The following is a 20169-nucleotide window of genomic DNA, read 5'->3' on the forward strand; positions in this document are numbered from 1 at the left end:
CTACTTTAGTTGTCTAAATTGTTTCTCGTGAGTAGCTCAATCTGTCTCTATTTCAGCTAGATATTTAGAGAGTTCTTTCTCTAATAGGTTCTTATTGGAATGCAATTCATTTTCAGAGGGATATCAACCCTTGAATTTCTTTTGTAAGTCTTGTCTCTTAGTTCTAAGAGCTATTTTTGCCTCTTCAATTACTTGCTTACTACTTTTGATCTTTTCTTCTCTAATTTCTGAAGTTGGTTCAGGAATAGAGCAGATTATCTCACTATCTTTGGAGTTAATAGTGACATTTGGTTTAGCTTTCTTAATAGCTTTTTCAATTTCATGTAGTATCTTTTGAGTTACTAAATAGGGCTTAATGTGTAACATTCTGGCTGACTCTAAGTTAATAGAAGCTAGTTCAGACAAGGAACTAAGTTGGTTATCTTGTTCTACTTTGATAGTGTAGAAATGTTTAGGATTGAGTCTCAGAATACTGAACTCCTCTAATTTCTCTAACATTCTGTTTCTTATTTTTGAGTACTCTTGCTTTAAACCTTCTCGCCAGTTAGTTGAATCCATTATCTAAACAACTTCAGAAAACTCTATCTCACCCTTTACTGCCTTTACAAAACTATTTTCAGCCTCTTGATCAAAAAGTACCAATCTTAACTTATTATCTCTAGCTAGTTTTATAGATGATTGATCTATTACTCTTAGATCTTTAGTAATCAAGTAATCATAACTTACTTTAGATAAAAAGACTGCATCTTCAAATACATTTGGATCTTTGTCATAAATACCTTTAACTCCCTCTTTTCCAATAAATACTTCTTTTGCTCCAATTTCTATAGCTCTAATGATTGCAGCACTATCAGTGCTGTAACAAGGCTCTCCAACTCCCCCAGCAAATAAAGCTATCTCTCCACCCCCCAAAGAGCTTTCAATTTCTGAGAGAGTGTATCTATCTGTTATTCTTTCAACTTCTATAGCAGAAAATAACTTAGCTTTTATCCCTTCAGACTCTAAAGCCTTTTGCAACACAAAACAGTTAATAATAGTAGAAACCATTCCAATGTAATCTCTTTCATTTGACTTAAGAAAACCTAATCTTCCTTCCCTCCCTCTTCAGAGATTTCCTCCCCCTACAACTATTCCAAGAGAATAAAGCTTTGAGAGCTCTTTTAGTTGTTTAGCTAAATCTTGTAATTTATCTTCATCAAAGGCATCTCCCTCTGAAGCTAACGCACCACCACTTAGTTTCAGAAGTAGTCTTGTCTTACCTGACATTCTTAATAGAGTCTAAAGCAAGAGATTCGAAATATTCTGCCAATACAACCCAAGAGACTAGGTTTTGAGTTCCAATTTCTAATAAGTAAGGTAATTCCCTCAATTGAAGCTCATTTGAGTTGTGATTAAACTTAGCTCCCCCACTACCCAAAAACAAAGGCTTTAGTTTCAACTTTTGTTGAAAACAAAAGAAAACTGTACCAAACTCAGACAATTCCCTTGAGGGATCATAACTAATAAAAGAAAACTCACTCAGAGAGCCATTCTTTAATTGGTTTAGACTAGCACTACTTAAGTAACTGTAAATAGATAGATTGGGAGATTGAGACTTTAAGTAATTTATTTGTTCACTAATTAAAGGTAGTTCAGGAGAGTCACTATCTATCAATACAAATGTAGGTGCTTGTAACTTCTTAAGACTCAAAAATTCTTTTAAAGAGTGAAAGGAGGCATTTTTAAGAGCTAACTCTCTGCCACTAAAAACTTCTCACTGATTGGATTGAGTGCTTAAAAACTCAGTTATTAATCTCTCTAGATAGTGTGTGTTGGGCTGAAGAGAAAGTAAAAAGTTTTCGAGTCCTAAGTAGTGAAAAAAATTACTTCTTAATTTTTCTATTTTCTGCAAATAAAAAAGAGCTTTAGAGTGTGAACTATTTTGTAGGCTCCCTGCAAACTCTTGATAATAGGTTGTTATTGCTTGTTGTGCTAGCTCTGAGAATTTAGGGTCAGAACCCAAAACTATTTCTTTTGTTCCTCCTTAATTCTTTCAGCCTTCTGCTTAGCCTCTTCTATATTACCTACATAAAAGAAAGCTTCTTCTGGTAGTTCATCAACTTCTCCATTCAAGATTGCTTCAAAAGATTGAAGAGTTTCAGCTCTAGAAAGATATTTACCGGGAATGTTAGTAAACTTTTCAGCTACAAAGAAAGGTTGAGAGAAGAAGTTTCTTATCTTTCTAGCTCTATAAACTAATTTCTTTTCTTCATCACTTAATTCATCTACCCCAAGAATAGAGATAATGTCTTGAAGTTCTTCATATTTTTGAAGTATTCTTACTACTTCATTAGCTATTCTGAAGTGATCCTCCCCAACCACTTTAGGAGTTAATAAGTTAGAAGAAGATAACAAAGGAGAGATTGCTGGATAAAGACCTAAGGCAGCAATCTTTCTGTCTAGAACAATCTTTGCATCTAGGTGAGAGAAAATAGCTGCTGGAGCTGGGTCTGTTAAGTCATCTGCAGGAACATATACCGCTTGAACAGAGGTAATAGATCCTTTTTTAGTGGAGGTAATTCTCTCTTGTAACTTACCCATTTCATAAGCAAGAGTTGGTTGATAACCAACTGCTGAAGGAGTTCTACCCAAAAGAGCTGAAACTTCTGAACCAGCTTGTGCAAATCTGAAAACATTGTCAATGAAAAGAAGTACATCTTTAAAGAGATCATCTCTGAAGTACTCAGCCATTGTCAAACCACTAAAAGCAACTCTTAGTCTTGCACCCGGAACCTCATTCATTTGCCCAAAGAGCAAGACAGTATTCTTTAATACTCCGCTATTCAACATCTCAAAATAAAGGTCATTACCTTCTCTTGATCTTTCCCCTACCCCCACAAAGATCGAGAGACCACCATGTTTAGTAACAATATTGTGAATTAACTCTTGAACAATAACAGTTTTACCAACACCAGCTCCACCAAATAATCCAATCTTTCCACCCTTTGCAAATGGAACTAATAAGTCAACAACTTTTATTCCTGTTTCTAGTAATTCCAGAGTTTCAGTTTGCTCCTCAAGTGCAGGAGGATGTGCATGAATGGATCTACATTCTGTAGGTGGTAGTTCAGGTAAATGATCAATAGTATTTCCAATAACATTGAACATTCTTCCTAAAGTGTTTTCACCCACAGGAACCTTTAATGGCTCTCCTGTTCTAAGTACCTTCATTCCCCTGAATAATCCAATAGTTTGAGTTAGAGCTATTGTTCTAACTCTTCCATCTCCAAGTAATTGAGCTACCTCAAAAACTGAACCCTTCAATTCATCTGTTTCAAGTGACTCTTCAAGAAGCTCTATCTTCTCATAAATAGAAGGTTGATCAGTAACTGGAAAGACCATGTCCACAATAGGCCCAGAAACTTGAGAGATATAACCTTGCATTCTGGACTCTATAGACATTAATAAATTAATAGTTATTTAAAGAATTCAATGTAATTGAGGTTGTAATAAAGCTCTAAGTAATAATCTAAACTTCTAAGATAGACCTATCATTAAGGTTTTAAAGGAGAAAGGAAATTTAAGTTAAATTTTATTTCTCCTTTTGTTGCTGGCGGTTATGGTGAAATGGTCAACACACCTGATTGTGGTCCAGGCATGTATGGGTTCGAATCCCATTAATCGCCCCATTTAAGTCAATTCTTTTCATTCAATGGCCAAAACAGTTATGCAGATGATTCACACATATAGATGTGATGGATCTTTATATAAATCTCTCGAAGGTCATCACTGCATACACGAAGGGAAAGAAAGTTGAATTTTCTTTTTACCCCCCCTACAAGCTCAGAGAATCAAAGAGTTAGATCAAAATCCCTCTGATTATGGTAGATTCCCCAGAAGACGAAGATGCGCCACTCTAACCACTAAACACCCAACCTTTTGGTTTTTCTGAAAAGACCATTGATTTAATGTTCTCTTAACCCTCCTACCTAACAATAAGTACAGTCTTTATCTGAGAATTGCAACTCCCCCAATAATAGAAGAAAAAGCTCTTAAGTACATAGAGCTAGATTTAGCTCTAACTCTTAATAGTGAAAAGGGTTTAGAGTTACTTCACAACGATGAGTATCAATTTAACTCTCAGAAAATGAGATACACCCCCAACCTAAAGAGAGAAGTTTCAAGAGTTATAAGAGAAGTCTTTTATCTACTTAAAAACAATTGATTTGAAAAGTTAGTAGAAGAAAGTTGAATTGACTCTCTTTGAGATAAAGTACTAGATACTACTGGTAAGAGTAAGTCTTATTACTTTAAAGATTCAAGGAGTGATGACAAAGATGAAGAGTACTCTGAAAGGGGAATAGAAGTAGGAGAGTTAGACTAGCTTTTAACCTTAATAGCTGCAGTAATTTCAGAGATTTCTTGAGTAATAACAGCTTGCTTCATCTTTCTGTAAAGTATTTGATACTCTTGTAACTTCTCTTCTGCAGCCTTTATTGCATTACTCATAACATCCTTTCTTAGATTGTGTTCAGCAATCTTAGATTCAACCAAAGAGAGTTGTAAGGTTCTCTCAAAGAAAGTAGGAAACATCTCTACTACACAATCGGGTGTGTGCACTTTGTATTCATGAGTTTCATACCTTATTGATCTCTCTACTCCACCAAAGTAGTCTTCAGTGAAAGGAAGTAGTTTTTTTAACTTAAAGGGTTTTGAAGGAGATTTGTGAACTATCTGAAGAAAGTAACAACCTCTATTCACATATTCCTTTAAGAGATAGTTAGTACATTTCTCTATGTGTGTAGAGTAATTTGCAAAAGGAAACTCAGAGTTATAAGACTTAATGATTTTGTCTTTAAAGGGAGTATTAGCTAATAAGCTAGTAATTTTCTTTCCAAAAACTACTAAAAGAGTATGTTTTTCATAGAAATTACTCTTTATGTAATCTACTATTTGCTTATTAAACCTACCACAAAGAGCTAAATCAGTTCCTATAACTACTAATAGAACTAGTTTTTTGTGTATCTTTTCAGCTAATAAAAACTTTTTATTAGTTACAGTGAAGTCGTGTTCATAGCTGTCATAGAACTTTTTGAATAGGAACTTAATACCTACACAATATTCATGACTTCTATAAGCTATCTTTCTGTAATTCTTTAACTTAGCTGAAGAGATTAACTGTAGAGCTTCAGTTACCTTAAGAATGAATCTCATATCCTTAATCTTTTTGGCAATTAATAAGGTAGCTGTAGACATTGGTTAGTTAAGTTACAAGCTTAAGAGAGCTAAAAGATTAGCTAACTACGAGACATTAAAAAGTGTTTGTATTCAGTGTGAAAGATATTAGTCATAACTTCTTTAATACCTTCTGAGACTCTTTCAGCTAGAGAAAGAGTGTGATAGAACTCATGTGTTCTTCAAGAACGTAATACTCTTTGACAAACCTCAGAGACTCACTCTTTCTTTTCTATCTCTAGTATCAACTTAGTTGCAATTAAGTGAAGTAGCATCAGTTCATCTTTTGGTCCATAAGGTTTTAATGGAGCTTGCTTTAGTATAGGAAGAATTCTCTCACCTATAGAGAAGATTCTCTTAGATTCTTCATTTAAGTCTGTAGAGAACTTAGAGAACTCTATTAGCTCAAAGTATTGAGAAACAAAGAGTTTCAAAGAGCTAGTCATGCTCTTAATTGCTAATTCTTGAGCAGATGCTCCAACCCGAGAAACTGAGTTAGTTAGGTCAATAGCTGGTCTTTGACCAGAGTTAAAGAGATTGGTCTTAAGGAACAATTGACCATCAGTAATTGAGATTACATTGCTGGGAATATAAGCAGCTATGTCATCTGATTGAGTTTGAATTATTGGAAGAGCTGTAATAGAACCTCCTCCATTTTCCTTTGAGAGCTTACCAGCTCTTTCTAGTAATCGGCTGTGAAGATAGAAGATATCCCCCGGAAAAGCCTCTCTACCTGGAGGGAAGTTAAGTAATAAGGAAAGAGTTCTGTAAGCAATAGCATGTTGAGTTAGGTCGTCATAGATGATCAATACATCCTTACCTTCTCACATTCAGTGTTCTGCCATAGCCACTCCAACAAATGGAGCAAGGAATTGTTGCGCTGGTGAGTCAGATGCGCTAGCCACTACAAAAGCTGTGTAACTAAGAGCTCCAATCTTCTCAAGCTCTTTAGATAGTTGGAATAAAGTAGAGTTCTTTTGTCCAACAGAGACATAAACACAATTAACATTTCTATCTTTTTGGTTAACAATAGCTTCTAGAGCTAAAGAAGTTTTACCAGTGTGTCTGTCTCCAATAATTAACTCTCTTTGCCCCTTACCAATAGGAATCATGGCATCAATTGCCAAGATACCTGTATAAAGAGGTTCACAAACAGAGCTTCTTTCCATAACCTCTGGAGCGGGAGCCTCAACATGGGATCACTTATCTATTCTGATCTCTCCTAAACCATCAATAGCATTCCCGAACACATCTATTATTCTTCCCAGCAATTGATCTCCATTAGGTGCAGAGAAGGTTTTACCAGTTCTAATGGCACTCATTCCCTCAGAAACCTTGTCATATCTACCCAGAACAACAGCTCCAATACTACTCTCTCTAAGAGTTAGTACTAGAGCTTGAATCTTGTCCGGACCAATTAATACAACCTCATTTAGAGTACAGCTGGAGAGACCAGAGATAGAGAGTATTCCATCTTGATTAGAGAGAACCTTTCCTGTTCCTTCTTCTCTAAGAGTTAACTCTTTATCCTGAATTAATCTCTTTAGTGACTCTGCAAACTCTTCTAGTCTGTTAGTAGACATACTACAGCATTAGAGATAATTTTTCCTTAATATTAGCTAGCTGTTTAGCTAGAGAGCACTCTAATATAGTGTCATCACATTCTACTCTTATACCAGCAATCATCTCACTAGAAATTAAGTATTCAATAGTTAGCTCTCCTCCATATTTCTCTCTCAAACTATTTTCCAGTCTATCTTGATTAGCTTGATTTAATTTATGAGAGCTATAGACTTTTATATTTTTCTTATTTAGCTCTAACTCTAATTTATAGACTAAGTTTTCCAGAAAGAAAGAAAGGTACTTAATTAAATAGAACTGAAGAAGGAGTAATAGAGTAGAAGATAAATAAGTTTGCTTAAATGCAAAGAGTCTAATTAATTCTTGTAGGAATTTCTCTTTCTTTTCATTCTCTAGCATAGGAGAGGAAAGAAAAGCAGTGAATTCAGGATAAGCCTTTAAGAAAGCAAGTAAAGAGTTTGTTTCATCCAAGAGTACTAAGAAATCCACTCTCTGGGAGTAACAAGACATTAAAGCAGAAGTGAACTTAATTACTTTCTCTCTCTCTTTATTGCAATCTGTAAAGCTCATATCTAACTCTTCTTAAGAGCTTGTTGTTTTAGTTGATCTGCTGGAAGAGAACCTTTAAAGACAGTATCTAATTCATCTAGATAGTCATCAATAATTCTTGATTGAGTTGTAGGATTAATAGCCCCTCTAATTAGCTTTTCAGCTAACTCAACAGAAAGAGTAACTATGTGTTGGTTTACTGTTCTCTTGGCCTCTTCTTCCATCAATTTAACTCTCTTATTAGCATCATCAATAATCTCTTGTTTCATCTTTTCAGCTTCTTGCATTCTTTGTTCCAGTATTTGTTTTTCTTTCTCTTGTCTTTCCTTTAAGAATTGCTTTCTTTCAGCTATAAAGTTTTGTTGTTCTTGTTGTAGGGTAGTTAGAGCCTGTCTGGTTTCTTTTGTTGCAATAGAAAGATCAGTGTGAACCTTATCTAATTTATCTTTTTGAGAATTTATGAACTTATTTGTAGGCTTTCAGAAGAAGTAAACAATAAAGATTACTACTGAGAGAGAAGAGACTAGGTGAGCAACAATAACACTAGTTTGTGGTTGAGTGAACATCTTTACTAGAGACTGAATTTGATTAGTTCAGCCATTACCCGCAGATTCAAAAAACATTATCCCTTGTGTTCTACATCTTTAGCCATACTTCAGTAAGAGAAGGTTAGAAGTAGGAAGATCATTGAGTGAAGAGCACCATCAACTATATCAAAGTAAATATGAAGAGGGAATAAAGCTGTTCCGGTGTAGACTGACCCGCTTGTACCTCCCAATGTTTTTAATACTTCTTCCAAGAAATGTTTCACCATAAATAAAACAATAGCTCCAGCAAAATAGTTTCCTCACAATCTAAGCCCTAAAGAAACAATCTTCCCGACTTCTCCTAATACCTTCAGAACATCTGGAATAGGCAAGATTTTCTTTCCTTTCCACTTCAATCAAATACAGTAGTCTCTGCAGAACCCTCAACCCTTTGCAGTCACTCCAAGGAAGATAGTTCCTAAAAAGACTAAGGTAGCAATAGAGATAGGTACTATTGCAAAAGTACTGATCCCATTAAACCCAAACATACCTACTAAGCTACTTCCTCAGAAGTAGAAGACTATATATATAAAGAAAGGAATAACAAAGCTATATCTTCTTCCTAACATTTCTATAGTTGTTTTCTTTATTCATCTAATTAACAGAAAGACAAGAAATACAACTTTAGGTAGTCTCTTGTAGCTCTTCATCCTATCTAGAGTTAGCTTGTAATAAAGACCAAAGAATAGTATCAATACTGTAAGTACAAAAGCTCCTGAAACTAAACGGTTTATGCTGTTAACCTCTTCACTTTGACCATTGTTTTGAAAAAATATCAAACTATTCAAAAACATATCTAAGTTCTAAAGAAGAAGTTGTAACTCTTATCAGGAATATATACAAAGGAAGTAAAGAGTCTTACCAAAGGAAGTATTAAAGCTCCCGCAAGAGCAAATCATCGGTTAAAGAAATAATCTCCTTTGCCACTTCCTTCCATTCCTCCGTTAGTTGCTCAAGAAATCAAATGACCTACTGCAAACACAAAGATTGAAGAGCAAATACTTAATAGTTGAAAGAGATAAATCTTGAACTTAAAACTTGTAAGACTTTTAGTTCTATCTCTGTAATTTAAATATTTAACTAATCAGAAAGAATAATCATTTCTTAATAAGTGCAATTTAAATAACTTACAACAAAACTTATATTTACAACTCAAGAACACATACTGTAGTAATGCAGATAAGGTTGCAGTTATAGTTGCTCCTAACTTTCCTGCAACTGCATTTTCAGTCACATTAATCATCATGTCCCAAACAATTGCAAAGCTAACATAAATGCTTAATGCTAGCTGTGCAGATAAGAAGTGGATTCTATACCATCTCTCACTCTCCACTTAGTTCTAAATAGCAACTGTTTGGAAATTAACCTCTTCTTCTGCCTTTAGCTTGAACTGCTTCAGTTGAATTCTTCTATTTCTCAATTTAACTCTACAGCCATTAAAGAAAGCAACAAACTTCTTATAGCTAATAGATAGAGTTCCTATTAAGAATCAGTGAATTACTCAAAGAATAATTCCAGTTAGTTTAGTTAGTTCTGGAACTTCTGTTAGTACAGGTAGATTTTTTGCTTGAAAGTGCATCCATCAAAATCCCTTAAATACTCCTATGAAAACCATTCCAGCCCAACAACTCAACATCCAAGCATTAACAGTTCAGAATATTCACCAGAATAACTTATTTCTAGCTATTAAGAAACTCTTATAAGAAGGTACTTTCAAGATATGAAAGTATTTGTATTTATAAATCAGAAAAGAAATAAGAAAGGTTACAAATCCCAAAGCAGAGTAAAAGAATAGCTGATATCCACTATTCTGAGTAAATAAGGATATTAGTAACCCTGATAAGAGAATTAAGTTAAGAAATATACCTATAAATATTCCAAATGTGATATTTGGAATTAGGTTAAAGAAGAGAACAGGCTTATATTTCTTCTTTTTTGAGCCCTTAGAGATATAAGTTCCTGCTCTAATTAACACTGACTAGCTGTATAGATTTGGAGAGTTAGCATACTTATGAAGTAATCCCTTTATTAGAGCTTTATTCTTCTTAGGGTTTAAGAAAAAGAAAGCAACAGTAAAGAAAGTAACAGAAGAGATTACTACAGCCACTAGTATTCCTATTATTACTTTGCTTGCAGTATCAGAGCCTGAATTAAACAACTTCATAACATCTCCCTTATTAAAGAAAAAGAAAGAAGATAAGAAGAAATAATAATAGAAGATTCTTCTACTAAATGAGTATTTGAAATTCTCATTATCTAGATATTTTCCATTCTCATTTCTAGCTAATAGGAAGAAGATAAAGCTCATAATTGAGAACAATATATGTTGATGGTCTTCAGTTCCATTACTTTTTACTAAATAAGTAATAAAAGTTTTTAGAAAGGCAACAAGACTAACAACTAATCCAGCTAGAAAGATATAAGAGAGTATTTGTTTTAGCTTTAGATTCTTAACTGGCTTGGAGTGATAGATATATATTCGACCACTTCTTATATCTCTCTCTAATCTCTCTAGAGCTTGTGTCTTGGAGATAATCTCTTCAAATCCACCATCATCACTAATTCCCTCTCCAAAACTGAACTTAGAGCTAAGTAGATTTCTATATACTGCAAAGCTATTCTTAGTTCAATCCCCTCCCCTCTTCTTAGCTTTCTTTTCACTTCTTTCTTCCTCATCTTCTATAGTTCTTAGTTCAAGCTCTATCTCTGGGTTATGACTTTTTTGTATATCACCTACACTACACTTCTTGAGATTTAGTTGATAGCTATTTAGTACTCAAATGTGTATGTAACTTAATTCATCTACTCATTCCCCATCTCCTTGATATTCAGCATTAAATAACTTATTTAGCTCTACCTCACTAAAGTTGTTATTTGTCTTAGTGATATTGGACTTATATACAGAGACAAGAGCAGCAAGTCCTACAGTATTACCTGATAATCTACCTAACTCCTTTAGAAGGCTAAAAGAGCTAGAAAGAAACTCTAAGCTCTCTGGTTCTTCTGAGGCTAAATCACTTATGAAACTGTCATAATAAGCTAACTTAGTTAGGTAATCTCTAGCTAGCTCAAATAAGTTAGAGAATTCTCTAAGTTCTTGTTCTAGTTCCTTAGAGCTCTCCATTAAATCTATTAATTTAAATAGCTAGTCTCAGTCTATTTAAAGGTCTATTTTTTCAAAAGAAATAAACAACTTCTGTGGCCCAACTTGACTTGATTTTAAATATCTCTCTCTCCATAAAAATAAGGAAATTGTAGCTGAATTCCCTTATAAATTCTTGAGTATCTGAGTCATTTCTTTCATTTCAAAAATGAAAGTTAAGAGAGTAAGAGAGACACTTTAAAAATTCCATTAAAAGCTCACTCGAACCAGTCTTAGTTTGAGACAAAGACTTAAGAAATAAAAACCATTCTTTAATTCTTCCAGAAAGATATCACTCTAAGAAGAGATATTTGTTTTTTAGTTGAGGGAGTACATCATTAGATTCAATTAAGTTCCTTACCAAGTTTTCAGTTAATTTCTCTTTGGAATCCACTACCAACTTAAGTTGAGTTAAGACCCCTTTTAGTTGGATATGAGAGTTTAAAGCTTCTTTCTTAATGAGCCCTAAGAGCTTAGTTGGTAACTTAGGGAGTTCAAGTCTTTCTAATAACTTAGTTAGATAACTCTCTTTAGAGCTGTAATTTGGTTCAAATAACCAATAGTTTTTATCTTCTAACTTATCTATTAATTTTTGAGGCAAAAGAGTCTTATGTTCACAAACTCTAGTAATTAGTACATTAGAGGAAATAGATACTTTCTCAAATAATTGAGAGAGAGACTCTAAATCTCCTGTATAGCTCTCAAATATAAAGTGAGAGTATTCCTCAAATAAGCTAACTTGAGTTAGTTGATTCTTTAGCTCCTCAAACTCAACTCTCTTTAGATGTAGTATTTTTTCTTTCTTGAAACTAGAGAGAAATTCTTCTAACTTAATCTCTAGAGAAAAAAGACTCTTAGAGAGATAAATTCAGATCAACTTAAAACCTTTCTCTTTTTATCAGATAGTACTTAGAGATAAATAAGCTAACTAGAGAGAGTCCAAAAGTTAGATACAAAGGTTCTAGGTAGGAGCCAACTCCCCTTTCTATAAAAGATTTATTTAGCTCTAGAGAGGCAACAAAACTCTTTAGTCAACCATATATTTTTGTTCCTACAGGAACAAATAACTTAAAGGGTCAAGTGAAGAGATAGTAGATAAATACAAATACAACTATTGGAGTAAGTAGGATTTGATTTATTCCAGCTAAAGGGAATATCTTTCTGGTTGAGTGAGAAAAGAAAGCAATACTCAATAAGCAAGCACAGCTTATTTTTGTTAGATTCTTTCTTAATTTAGTTAGCTCTAATTTATCTATCACTCTAAAAGAAAGAGAGTAAAGATAGGAAAGCAAGAAGGAGTAGGAATATACAGAAGAGGGAAAGAATACAAAAGAAAGGAGAACTGTTTGAGCTCAACTCTTTATTGGGTTAGAGTTTTGTTTTTTGAAAGTGGTTATTGCTTTCTCACTAAATACTCTAGTCGCGGGGATTGCAAAACCAGTAGCTCAAGCATAACTGCCTAAAACAGTTAAGCTAATGAAAGCTCTAACTCACCTATAGGGTATTCACTTAAGTAACTTACTTATTCCCTTGTCAACAATATTTAGATGCATTCCACTAACCACTAATAAGTGGGATAGAGAAAGCATTCTGAAGTCATTAATTATTGGATAGAGAGTTGAATTCTTCTTATTAAAGAGAAAGTAAGAGATAAACTTTCCACTTTCTCCAGCATACTTATCTTCAATCACTCCAGTGACTTTATCTCTTAAGTAGTAGATATAGCTATCTATTACTTCTGATAACTTAAAGGAGTTAACTAACCAAGTACATAAGAGGTGTCACAGCTGATAAAAACCAAAAGCTAAAGTAAATAAGAAAATAGCTTTATAGTAATTGAGACTAAATACAAAGCAATAAGTAAGGAAGAAAAGGAGAAATAAAGAGCTATGTGGTCAAAGAGGAATACAAGTTGATGATCAACATAGCGCTAGAGAACAAAATAAGAGTTCAGTTTCAGATAATTTAAGTTGTTTCTTCAACTCATTACATTAATTAGTTGAAAACTCATAAATAGTGGAATTTACTTTCAGTATTTTTTGTAGCTAACGAAGGCTAACAACAGGTAGAAAGCATAACCTCAGACAATTATTTGTCAGAAAACCGAGAGAGGTCTATTACTTCCTCCAGACTTCCAATAAATAGAGTACTTGTCATGATTATTAAGAGTAATAATGTCTACCAGATAAAAGATCGCCAACACAGTATTAAAGAAAATAGCTAAACCCAACAAAACTCAACCAAAACCAGTTAGATTCTTTAGATAGGGCCAATATCTATCTAAAAAATAAGTTCGAACTCTGAAACTGTGTTTAGGGACTCAATGTAAAGCCCCAATGAGTATTAGACACAAAGCAGGAAGACTCAGTCAATAAAAGATCATTAATAACCTAGTAGTTAGATATAGATCTCCTCGCGCCTCTGACAACTAGAATTGAGCTCTTAGTTCGGTATAGAACTTATGTTGTGTTTGATAATCTTTGTATTTTCTTTGCTCAGACTTCCTTAATTCTTCAGGGGCATTTTCTAGAAAATCTTTTCTAGAAAGTATTGTTTTAGATCTAGAAAGCTCAAACTCAAAAGCATCTATTTTCTTATCTAGATATTGTTTGTATTTATCTAGAGGCAAGTCTTTGAATATGAGCTCAAAATAGAGCTTTCCACACTTTAGAGTAGGTAAGGAAGTTAGTTGTTTTTCAGCTAGAGACTCAAAAGAACTTACTGTGTGATTGAGTTTTTGTAGGTAAGGAACTAAGTCTTTGATTCCTAGTTGGAATTCATTTAGCTCTTTATCTAGTGAATAGATTTTGATTTGAGTTTCAGTATTGTTGTCTAACCCTAAAGAAAGAAAGAGCTGTCTTACTTCCTTGAGATATTGAAAGAATCAGTCATATTTAAAGGAATTAATAGATATCTTTTGAGGATAGAGTCTCTCTGGCCGACAAGCTTGTAATCCTACTTTAAATATTTGATTGTGAGCTTTTAAAGCAAATTCTGGAACAAAGGGATAAAGAAGTCTACAAATGAATCTTGTTAGAAAAGCTAAGAATCTAACACTATTTTCGGGAAGAGGAATAGATAATTTCAATAGTTCCAAGAACTTATTAGAGAACTTTTCAGTCAGGAAAGAGATTATTTCTTTAGAGAGATTTAGATAGTCAAACTCTTTGTATAGTCTTTCTAGCTCATTTCCAAAAATACAACTTTCTCTAAGTATTCATCTTTCACCTCAACTTAACTTTTCAAATTGAAAAGTTATTGGTTCATCTAACTGACTTATTAGAGGATGTTCCTCTAGTTGTTGAGAAAGGAATTTGAGAATGTGTTCCAGCTTATGAAGAAATAAGCTAGCTTTGTGAAAGATTTGATCTGAGAATCTAAGGTCTCTGTCGTAATTAGTATTTGACAAGAAAGCAAGTCTAATTACATCAGGGCTATATTTGCTATACAGCTCTTCAGGAAGAATCCCATTCCCTAGAGATTTAGACATTTTCTCTCCCTTCTTATTTCTTAGTAAGCCGTGAAGAAATATGTTTTGAAATGGAAGTTTTCCAGTGAAGTGAAGAGAGAGAAATAGCATTCTAGAGATTCAAGGGAGAAGAATATCTTTTCCTGAAACTAAGGTAGTTATTGGTCAAAAGAAAGCTTTAGCTCTTTCTCTTCCCTCGAATACTAAAGAAGGTCAAAGAGAAGAGGAAAACCAAGTATCTAATACTATCTCTTCTTCCATTTCCTTTTCATTTCTTGATCTTTGATTGACTCTATATTTCTTGAATTCAAGATCATATATGATAGGAAATGCTATTCCTCAGAGTATTTGTCTAGATAAACACCAGTCTTCCATATTCTCCAGATAGGATAAAAGTCTATTTAGCTGTTCCGCGGGATAGACATTTAGCTTTAGTTCTTGACTCTTAAGTCTCTCAAGAACCTTAGTGGACATTCTGGAACAAGAGAGAAATCACTGTTCTGCTAGTATTTTTTCCACTATACTGTTACTCTTTTCTGAATACAAAATAGAAGTTTGATAGTCTTCTATTTTCTCTATTAGTCCTAGAGAATCTAGTCAACTAACAACCTGCTCTCTAGCCTCCAATCTATCTAAAGAGCTGAATTGAGAAGCTAACTCAGTTAGCTTTCCTTGTTTATCAATAATTTCTAGTTTCTCTAGATTGTGTTTTTCAGAGAGCTCTCAGTCTAGTTGATCGTGAGCTGGAGTACACTTGACTGCCCCAGAACCAAATTCTTTTTCTATTAAGGGATCTGAGAGAATAGGAATTAATTTCTTTAGTCCAGGGATATAGACTCTTTGACTCGTAAGAGATATATATCTTTCATCTTCCGGGTGAACAAAAACAGCTACATCTCCGAAGATGGTCTCTGGTCTAGAAGTAGCAACAACAATATATTTATTTGTTTCTCCTTCTAAGAAATACTTAAGGTAATAGAGTTTTGAAGTAGTTTCTTTATAGCTAACTTCACAGTCAGCCAAGACTTCCTGTAGCTTTATATCTCAATTAACTAATTTCTTTTTTTTGTATATAAGCCCTTGAGAGAAGAGGGAGTGAAAGTGATCAATTACTTTTTTCTGAATTGAATCTTCAAGTGTGTATCTGGCATACTCTATTGGCATAGAGGGAGTAATTAAGGAAAACTGAGAAAGAATATGTTGTTTTAACTCTTCAGCATATTTGTGCATCTCTTGTAGGTATTCTTCCTTGTTTTCTTTAGAGAGTTTTTCTCCAAAGAGAGAGTCAAATTTGGATTGGAAAGAGAGTCCTGCATGATCAACTCCTATTGCTCAATAGTTATTGTTATTTCTTATTTCCTCTCACTTAAATCTGAAATCTTGAAGAATAATGTTTCAAAGATGTCCTAGATGTAAGGCTCCAGTTAAGTTTGGGGGAGGAAGTAAAAGTGAGTGATAACCCACCCTTAACTCCTTGTATTATTTATTGTTCACTGCAGCCAGCATTTGTTTAATTTGTTTTTCTGTAGGAGTTCTACCCATTTGTCTGTAAAGCTCTCTAACTTGTGAAGCAGAAATTAAATTCTGCTTTGATACTTTTTTGGAAAACCATTTAGCAGTTATTTTGTGTCCCAATACAATTCCCAAAATAAAAACACACACTAACCCAACACTTCAACCAATAGTTTCATTGCCATTGTCAAAAATTAGAAGATTAAACAATTTATTATTTAAGGGCTTTGGAGTACTTATTTAAAAGTTAAACACACTTAGAAAGGGTTTCTCGCCTCAATTCCCTTGCTTTTGCCAGTTTGTTAAAAGCACCTCAATTACATTCATCTGTAACTTCCCCTTCTAACTTAAACACTAGAGGTCATTTGACCTGTAGCCCAGCCCCTTTACTTAAATTTGCTGTCTTCTTTCTAAGGGAATAGTGATAATCAAATATTCCATAAGTGATCTCCCCTCTCATACTACCCTTAGACAGTTTGTCTTTTGTAACACCATTATTTCCATCTCCATTTTCAATCACTATATGAATCTTTGCCCCCGAAGGAGAGAGATAACAGTTTTGACTGGAAGTTTTTGGTTTGAAAAATAAATTTCTTGAAAATTCTTTAGTCTCTTGTTCAGAAAAACTACATTCTTTGGATAACTCATTAACTGGATCGCCTCCCCCCCCACCTGAATTAAGTTCACTTTCCTCACTTTTTACCTCTACTGTATAAAAACCCAACATATTAATTGCATGTTGAGTTTCCAAGAATTTAGTTGCTGTTTCTAATAAATAAGATATTTCTGCATTTTTTGCCTCAGAAGAGCTTAAGTATTTTAGTTGACATGCTGCGCTTGTAGAAGCCTGTGCCCCTACAGAATTCAATTTAGATCCTTGCGGGAGGCAATATTTGTAGTAACTAGTTTTTCCTAGAGAGTTAAGGGGAATTTCAACAACTAAATCTGAATTATTCTCATTTAAGTCCTCTTGGCCATCACCCCCAGAGGATGTTTTATGAATAAAAAAATTAACTCTTGTATATAGGCCATTTAGCTCTTTCTTTGTTCAATTAACTGAACCAGAGAATCAGGGGAACAGGGCTGGAATGCCAGCGAATGTAACCAGTAAAGGTGATTTATCTCAAATAATTGTCTCTCTTTAGATTAACTAGTTGCTTTTACCGGCTCGATGCACAATTGTTTTGATGTCCCCCCCCAGCAGAGTCATAATCTTTCCAGAAATCACAAATATTTAATTCTCTTTTTTTGTATTTATCGAATAAATCTTTGAATTTTAAGTCGTTACTTGTTCCAGAAGAAACGGTACCAGAATCCTCCAATCCCAATTCAAAAATCTTTCCTTTGAGTTCTATTAAGACTTCATGTTTTGTATCCCCTGAACCACCATTTTTCACCACATTCTTCCAATCAAACTTATGTAAATCTCCGTAATATCCAGAAAGACTGTATTTAATAGAACCTCAAATTTTCCCCTTTTTCAGTTCGCCTACTTTTATTTCTTGTTGAGCAGAACTTGATTGAACTTGCTGACTGGAGTTATCTGTCTCCAAAGTTAACTCAATTTCTCTGGGAGTTAATAAACACTTTTTGGAGATAGGAGCATTTGAGGTGAAGAAATCTTTAAGATGATGTTTTTTATCACCTGTTTCTTGCAATTCACATGTTTGTTGTATTTGTTTTTTAATTTCTGAATTGTTGTCTTCAACCACCTTCTCCTTTAAGTGAAAAATCATAAATAAATTCATTTGGTGTTGGAGTTTGAAAAAATCCATTCCTAACTGCAATAAGTAGTTGATTGTTTCTGAGGCAGAAGATTTTCACTGCATTTTGCATTCTTCAGTAGAGCCTTCCGCAACGGAAGAGGCGACTGTAGTAGTAGATTTTTGTAATTGAGAATTCTTCGGCAAACAATATCTCCAATAACTTTCTTTATCTAGAGTAGTTAAGGGATATTCAGCAACAAGATCTCCACTAGAAGGGGCTGAAGAAACAGCTTCCTGAGAAACTTGCATCAATTTATATCTTTGATCAACATTACCAGCTCCCAATGCTGAAGCAGTTTGTCCAGCTACACCTTTTTTCCTAATAAACAGCTTTAGCTTGGTGTAATAACCTAAGGGATTATTTCATTCAATTGAAAGAGACTTGGCATTAAGAAAAAATCAACCTGCGAAAGGAAGAGTTAAAGCCCCAAGGCAAGTAAGTCCTTTTCAGTAGTCAAATAAGTTATTTCACATAGGTAATTAATAAAGAGTAAACTGGCGGATGCGGAAGGACTCGAACCCTCAGTCGATGGTTTTGGAGACCATAGTTTTACCTTTAAACTACGCAACCAGTAGTTCTGAGAGTGAACTACTAGAACACTCTTAGAGCTTAATTTTATGCCTTATAATCCTTTATTCTTTATTCTAGGGTTGGTTTTGTTTTGTAACTTTGTAAGCTAGTTCTTGACAGCTGAATTAAAGGAAAAGATAAGAGAAAACTTATCTCAAATATTAAAAAACAATAACTGAGACTTACTTTTAGAAAAAGTAGTAGTTGAAGAAACCAAGAATTATAAATTTGGGTTTTTAAATACTAACTTACCTTATTTAATTTCTTCTACCTATAAGAAATCTCTAGAAGAGATAGAAGAGAGATTAATTGCTGGCTGAAAAGAAGTTAGTAACTTAACTGAGATAGAAAAAGCAGAAATTAATCAAGGATATCTAAACTTCTATCCCTCTTCTGAACTAATTAAAGAGTTTTATTTCGTTTCTGAAAAAAATAAAAAGATAGTCTTTGGGGCCAATAGAGACTCCAATTGATTAAAGAAATATATGGTTGAGATTGTTTCAGCCAATCCCACTGGAGAATTACACATTGGACACATCAGAAATGGAGTTATTACTGACTCTCTCTCTAACTTACTTGAGTACAATGGAAACTCAGTTTATAGAGCTTATTTAGTTAATGATGCGGGAGCACAAATAAGAGAGTTGGTAGAGTCAATTCACTTAATTCACTCTTATTTCGCAAAAGGAACTTCAATTTCTGAACCCCCAAAATACCACTCAGAAATTATTGAGAGTTGTGTAAAGGAAATAACTCTTAAGTACGGAAGTCATTGAAGTTTAGATAACAAAGAGTTAACTAAAGAGATCAAACTCTTTGCAATTGAGTATCTTTTAGGTGCAATCAAAAAAGAATTAGAGGAGCTCTCAATTAAGGTAGATAGCTGGGATTATGAATCTGAAATTTGCACTGAATCAGCTCTTGCATTACTAATAAATAAGTTAAAAGAGCACCTATATCTAAATGACAAAGCTTTGTGATTTAGTACTAGCAAATTCTTTAAAGAGATAAATAAAGATGATGTCTTAGTTAAGAAAGATGGTTCAATAACTTATTTCTGTCAAGATCTCATTTATCACTTAAAAAAATTAGATTTCTTAGGCACTGAAGGAAAGATAGTTAATGTTTTAGCTCAAGATCATTCTTCTCACATAAATAGAATGAAAGCATTCTTCAAGGCTATTAATTTACCAGAAGATATGGTTCAATATAAAACCACTCAACTCTCTAGATTACTGGTAAATGGCAAGAAAGTAGTTTTGTCTAAGAGAGATAATGTCTATCTAAACCTAACTGAACTAAAGGAACACCTTAGTCTAGATGAAATTAGATGACTCTTGAGCTCTAGAGATGAAGAAAGTGAGCTAGATATAGATATAAGTAAGTTGAAAGAAAAGAACTACAACAATCCTATCTTCTATATTCTCTATGCTTTCTCTAGAGCATCTAGTCTAATAGAAATAATTAAGTTAGAGCCTAAGAAGTCTAACTCAAGCTTTAAAGCTCTAACTAGCAATAAAGAATTAGAGTTAATCTATACTATTCTCTCTCTAGAGTCTCACTATAAAAGAGCAATAGATACTCTAAAGCCTAGTGTTATTTCTGCTTATTTACTAAATCTAGCTCAAAAGTTTCACACTTTCTATGAAGCCTTTTCAATCCAAAATGACTCTAATATGGAAACCAAAACAGCTAGATTCATATTAGTTAAATTGGTTCATAGAATATTCTCAGAGTTACTTCCCATCTTTAGAGTTCAACCTAGAAAGTTAAGTTAA

The 20169-nt window shown here is 33.7% G+C and carries 21 protein-coding genes and 2 tRNA genes; 3 read left to right on the forward strand and 20 right to left on the reverse strand.

Annotated features, from left to right (window positions below; all coding sequences use genetic code 4):
- The 4 genes from WEN_RS00475 to atpD are packed head-to-tail and all read right to left on the reverse strand — an operon-like array spanning window position 1 to window position 3441.
- Window positions 1–558 (reverse strand): ribosome-recycling factor, encoded by a 558-nt coding sequence (locus WEN_RS00475; protein ID WP_014849605.1) that lies wholly within the window; start codon window positions 556–558, stop codon window positions 1–3.
- Between the two features lie 3 nt (window positions 559–561).
- Entirely contained in the window at window positions 562–1266 is a 705-nt protein-coding gene (locus WEN_RS00480; RefSeq protein ID WP_014849606.1) for an amino acid kinase family protein, read from the reverse strand.
- Window positions 1256–2002 (reverse strand): hypothetical protein, encoded by a 747-nt coding sequence (locus WEN_RS00485; RefSeq protein ID WP_014849607.1) that lies wholly within the window; start codon window positions 2000–2002, stop codon window positions 1256–1258. Before WEN_RS00485 ends, WEN_RS00480 begins: the two co-directional genes overlap by 11 nt.
- Window positions 2003–2004: 2 nt before the next feature.
- Window positions 2005–3441, reverse strand: coding sequence for a F0F1 ATP synthase subunit beta (gene atpD / locus WEN_RS00490; protein ID WP_014849608.1), 1437 nt, complete (start codon window positions 3439–3441; stop codon window positions 2005–2007).
- A gap of 151 nt (window positions 3442–3592) precedes the next feature.
- Here atpD and WEN_RS00495 point away from each other — a divergent pair.
- Window positions 3593–3668: transfer RNA gene (locus tag WEN_RS00495), tRNA-His, on the forward strand.
- Between the two features lie 23 nt (window positions 3669–3691).
- Window positions 3692–4363, forward strand: a complete 672-nt coding sequence (locus WEN_RS00500; protein WP_043911232.1) for a DUF402 domain-containing protein — start codon at window positions 3692–3694, stop codon at window positions 4361–4363.
- Here WEN_RS00500 and WEN_RS00505 read toward each other — a convergent pair.
- From WEN_RS00505 to WEN_RS00580, 16 genes are all read right to left on the reverse strand, one after another.
- On the reverse strand, window positions 4360–5235 hold the full coding sequence (locus tag WEN_RS00505; RefSeq protein ID WP_014849610.1) for a F0F1 ATP synthase subunit gamma: 876 nt from the start codon (window positions 5233–5235) through the stop codon (window positions 4360–4362). The genes WEN_RS00500 and WEN_RS00505 overlap by 4 nt on opposite strands.
- Window positions 5236–5276: 41 nt before the next feature.
- Window positions 5277–6797 (reverse strand): F0F1 ATP synthase subunit alpha, encoded by a 1521-nt coding sequence (gene atpA, locus WEN_RS00510; RefSeq protein ID WP_014849611.1) that lies wholly within the window; start codon window positions 6795–6797, stop codon window positions 5277–5279.
- A gap of 1 nt (window position 6798) precedes the next feature.
- On the reverse strand, window positions 6799–7365 hold the full coding sequence (locus WEN_RS00515) for a F0F1 ATP synthase subunit delta (RefSeq protein ID WP_014849612.1): 567 nt from the start codon (window positions 7363–7365) through the stop codon (window positions 6799–6801).
- A gap of 2 nt (window positions 7366–7367) precedes the next feature.
- The gene (locus WEN_RS00520) at window positions 7368–7967 is read right to left on the reverse strand and encodes a F0F1 ATP synthase subunit B family protein (protein WP_014849613.1); all 600 of its coding nucleotides are present in this window, start codon (window positions 7965–7967) and stop codon (window positions 7368–7370) included.
- Window positions 7967–8725: a F0F1 ATP synthase subunit A gene (locus WEN_RS00525; RefSeq protein ID WP_052304242.1), complete on the reverse strand. Its 759-nt coding sequence runs from the start codon at window positions 8723–8725 to the stop codon at window positions 7967–7969. Before WEN_RS00525 ends, WEN_RS00520 begins: the two co-directional genes overlap by 1 nt.
- Window positions 8726–8727: 2 nt before the next feature.
- Window positions 8728–9174: a hypothetical protein gene (locus WEN_RS00530; RefSeq protein ID WP_158308811.1), complete on the reverse strand. Its 447-nt coding sequence runs from the start codon at window positions 9172–9174 to the stop codon at window positions 8728–8730.
- A 96-nt stretch (window positions 9175–9270) separates the two neighbouring features.
- The gene (locus WEN_RS00535) at window positions 9271–9906 is read right to left on the reverse strand and encodes a hypothetical protein (protein ID WP_014849616.1); all 636 of its coding nucleotides are present in this window, start codon (window positions 9904–9906) and stop codon (window positions 9271–9273) included.
- A 3-nt stretch (window positions 9907–9909) separates the two neighbouring features.
- Window positions 9910–11055: a hypothetical protein gene (locus tag WEN_RS00540; protein ID WP_014849617.1), complete on the reverse strand. Its 1146-nt coding sequence runs from the start codon at window positions 11053–11055 to the stop codon at window positions 9910–9912.
- Window positions 11056–11068: 13 nt separating this feature from the next.
- The gene (locus WEN_RS00545; RefSeq protein WP_014849618.1) at window positions 11069–11950 is read right to left on the reverse strand and encodes a hypothetical protein; all 882 of its coding nucleotides are present in this window, start codon (window positions 11948–11950) and stop codon (window positions 11069–11071) included.
- Between the two features lies 1 nt (window position 11951).
- Entirely contained in the window at window positions 11952–12764 is an 813-nt protein-coding gene (locus tag WEN_RS00550; RefSeq protein ID WP_148267983.1) for a ComEC/Rec2 family competence protein, read from the reverse strand.
- A gap of 332 nt (window positions 12765–13096) precedes the next feature.
- Window positions 13097–13501: a hypothetical protein gene (locus WEN_RS00555; RefSeq protein WP_014849620.1), complete on the reverse strand. Its 405-nt coding sequence runs from the start codon at window positions 13499–13501 to the stop codon at window positions 13097–13099.
- The gene (locus WEN_RS00560) at window positions 13502–16006 is read right to left on the reverse strand and encodes a class I tRNA ligase family protein (RefSeq protein ID WP_014849621.1); all 2505 of its coding nucleotides are present in this window, start codon (window positions 16004–16006) and stop codon (window positions 13502–13504) included.
- A gap of 15 nt (window positions 16007–16021) precedes the next feature.
- Complete coding sequence (locus WEN_RS00565; protein WP_014849622.1) at window positions 16022–16264, reverse strand: YneF family protein; 243 nt, start codon at window positions 16262–16264, stop codon at window positions 16022–16024.
- A 37-nt stretch (window positions 16265–16301) separates the two neighbouring features.
- Complete coding sequence (locus tag WEN_RS00570) at window positions 16302–16922, reverse strand: hypothetical protein (protein ID WP_014849623.1); 621 nt, start codon at window positions 16920–16922, stop codon at window positions 16302–16304.
- Between the two features lie 292 nt (window positions 16923–17214).
- Window positions 17215–18294: a hypothetical protein gene (locus WEN_RS00575; protein ID WP_014849624.1), complete on the reverse strand. Its 1080-nt coding sequence runs from the start codon at window positions 18292–18294 to the stop codon at window positions 17215–17217.
- Between the two features lie 22 nt (window positions 18295–18316).
- Window positions 18317–18391 (reverse strand) — tRNA-Trp (locus WEN_RS00580).
- Between the two features lie 113 nt (window positions 18392–18504).
- On the opposite strand from WEN_RS00580, the gene argS reads away from it, so the two are divergent.
- Complete coding sequence (gene argS / locus WEN_RS00585) at window positions 18505–20169, forward strand: arginine--tRNA ligase (protein WP_014849625.1); 1665 nt, start codon at window positions 18505–18507, stop codon at window positions 20167–20169.

Origin of the sequence: Mycoplasma wenyonii str. Massachusetts (genome assembly GCF_000277795.1) — a bacterium.
Taxonomy (GTDB): Bacteria; Bacillota_I; Bacilli_A; order Mycoplasmatales; family Mycoplasmoidaceae; genus Eperythrozoon_A; species Eperythrozoon_A wenyonii.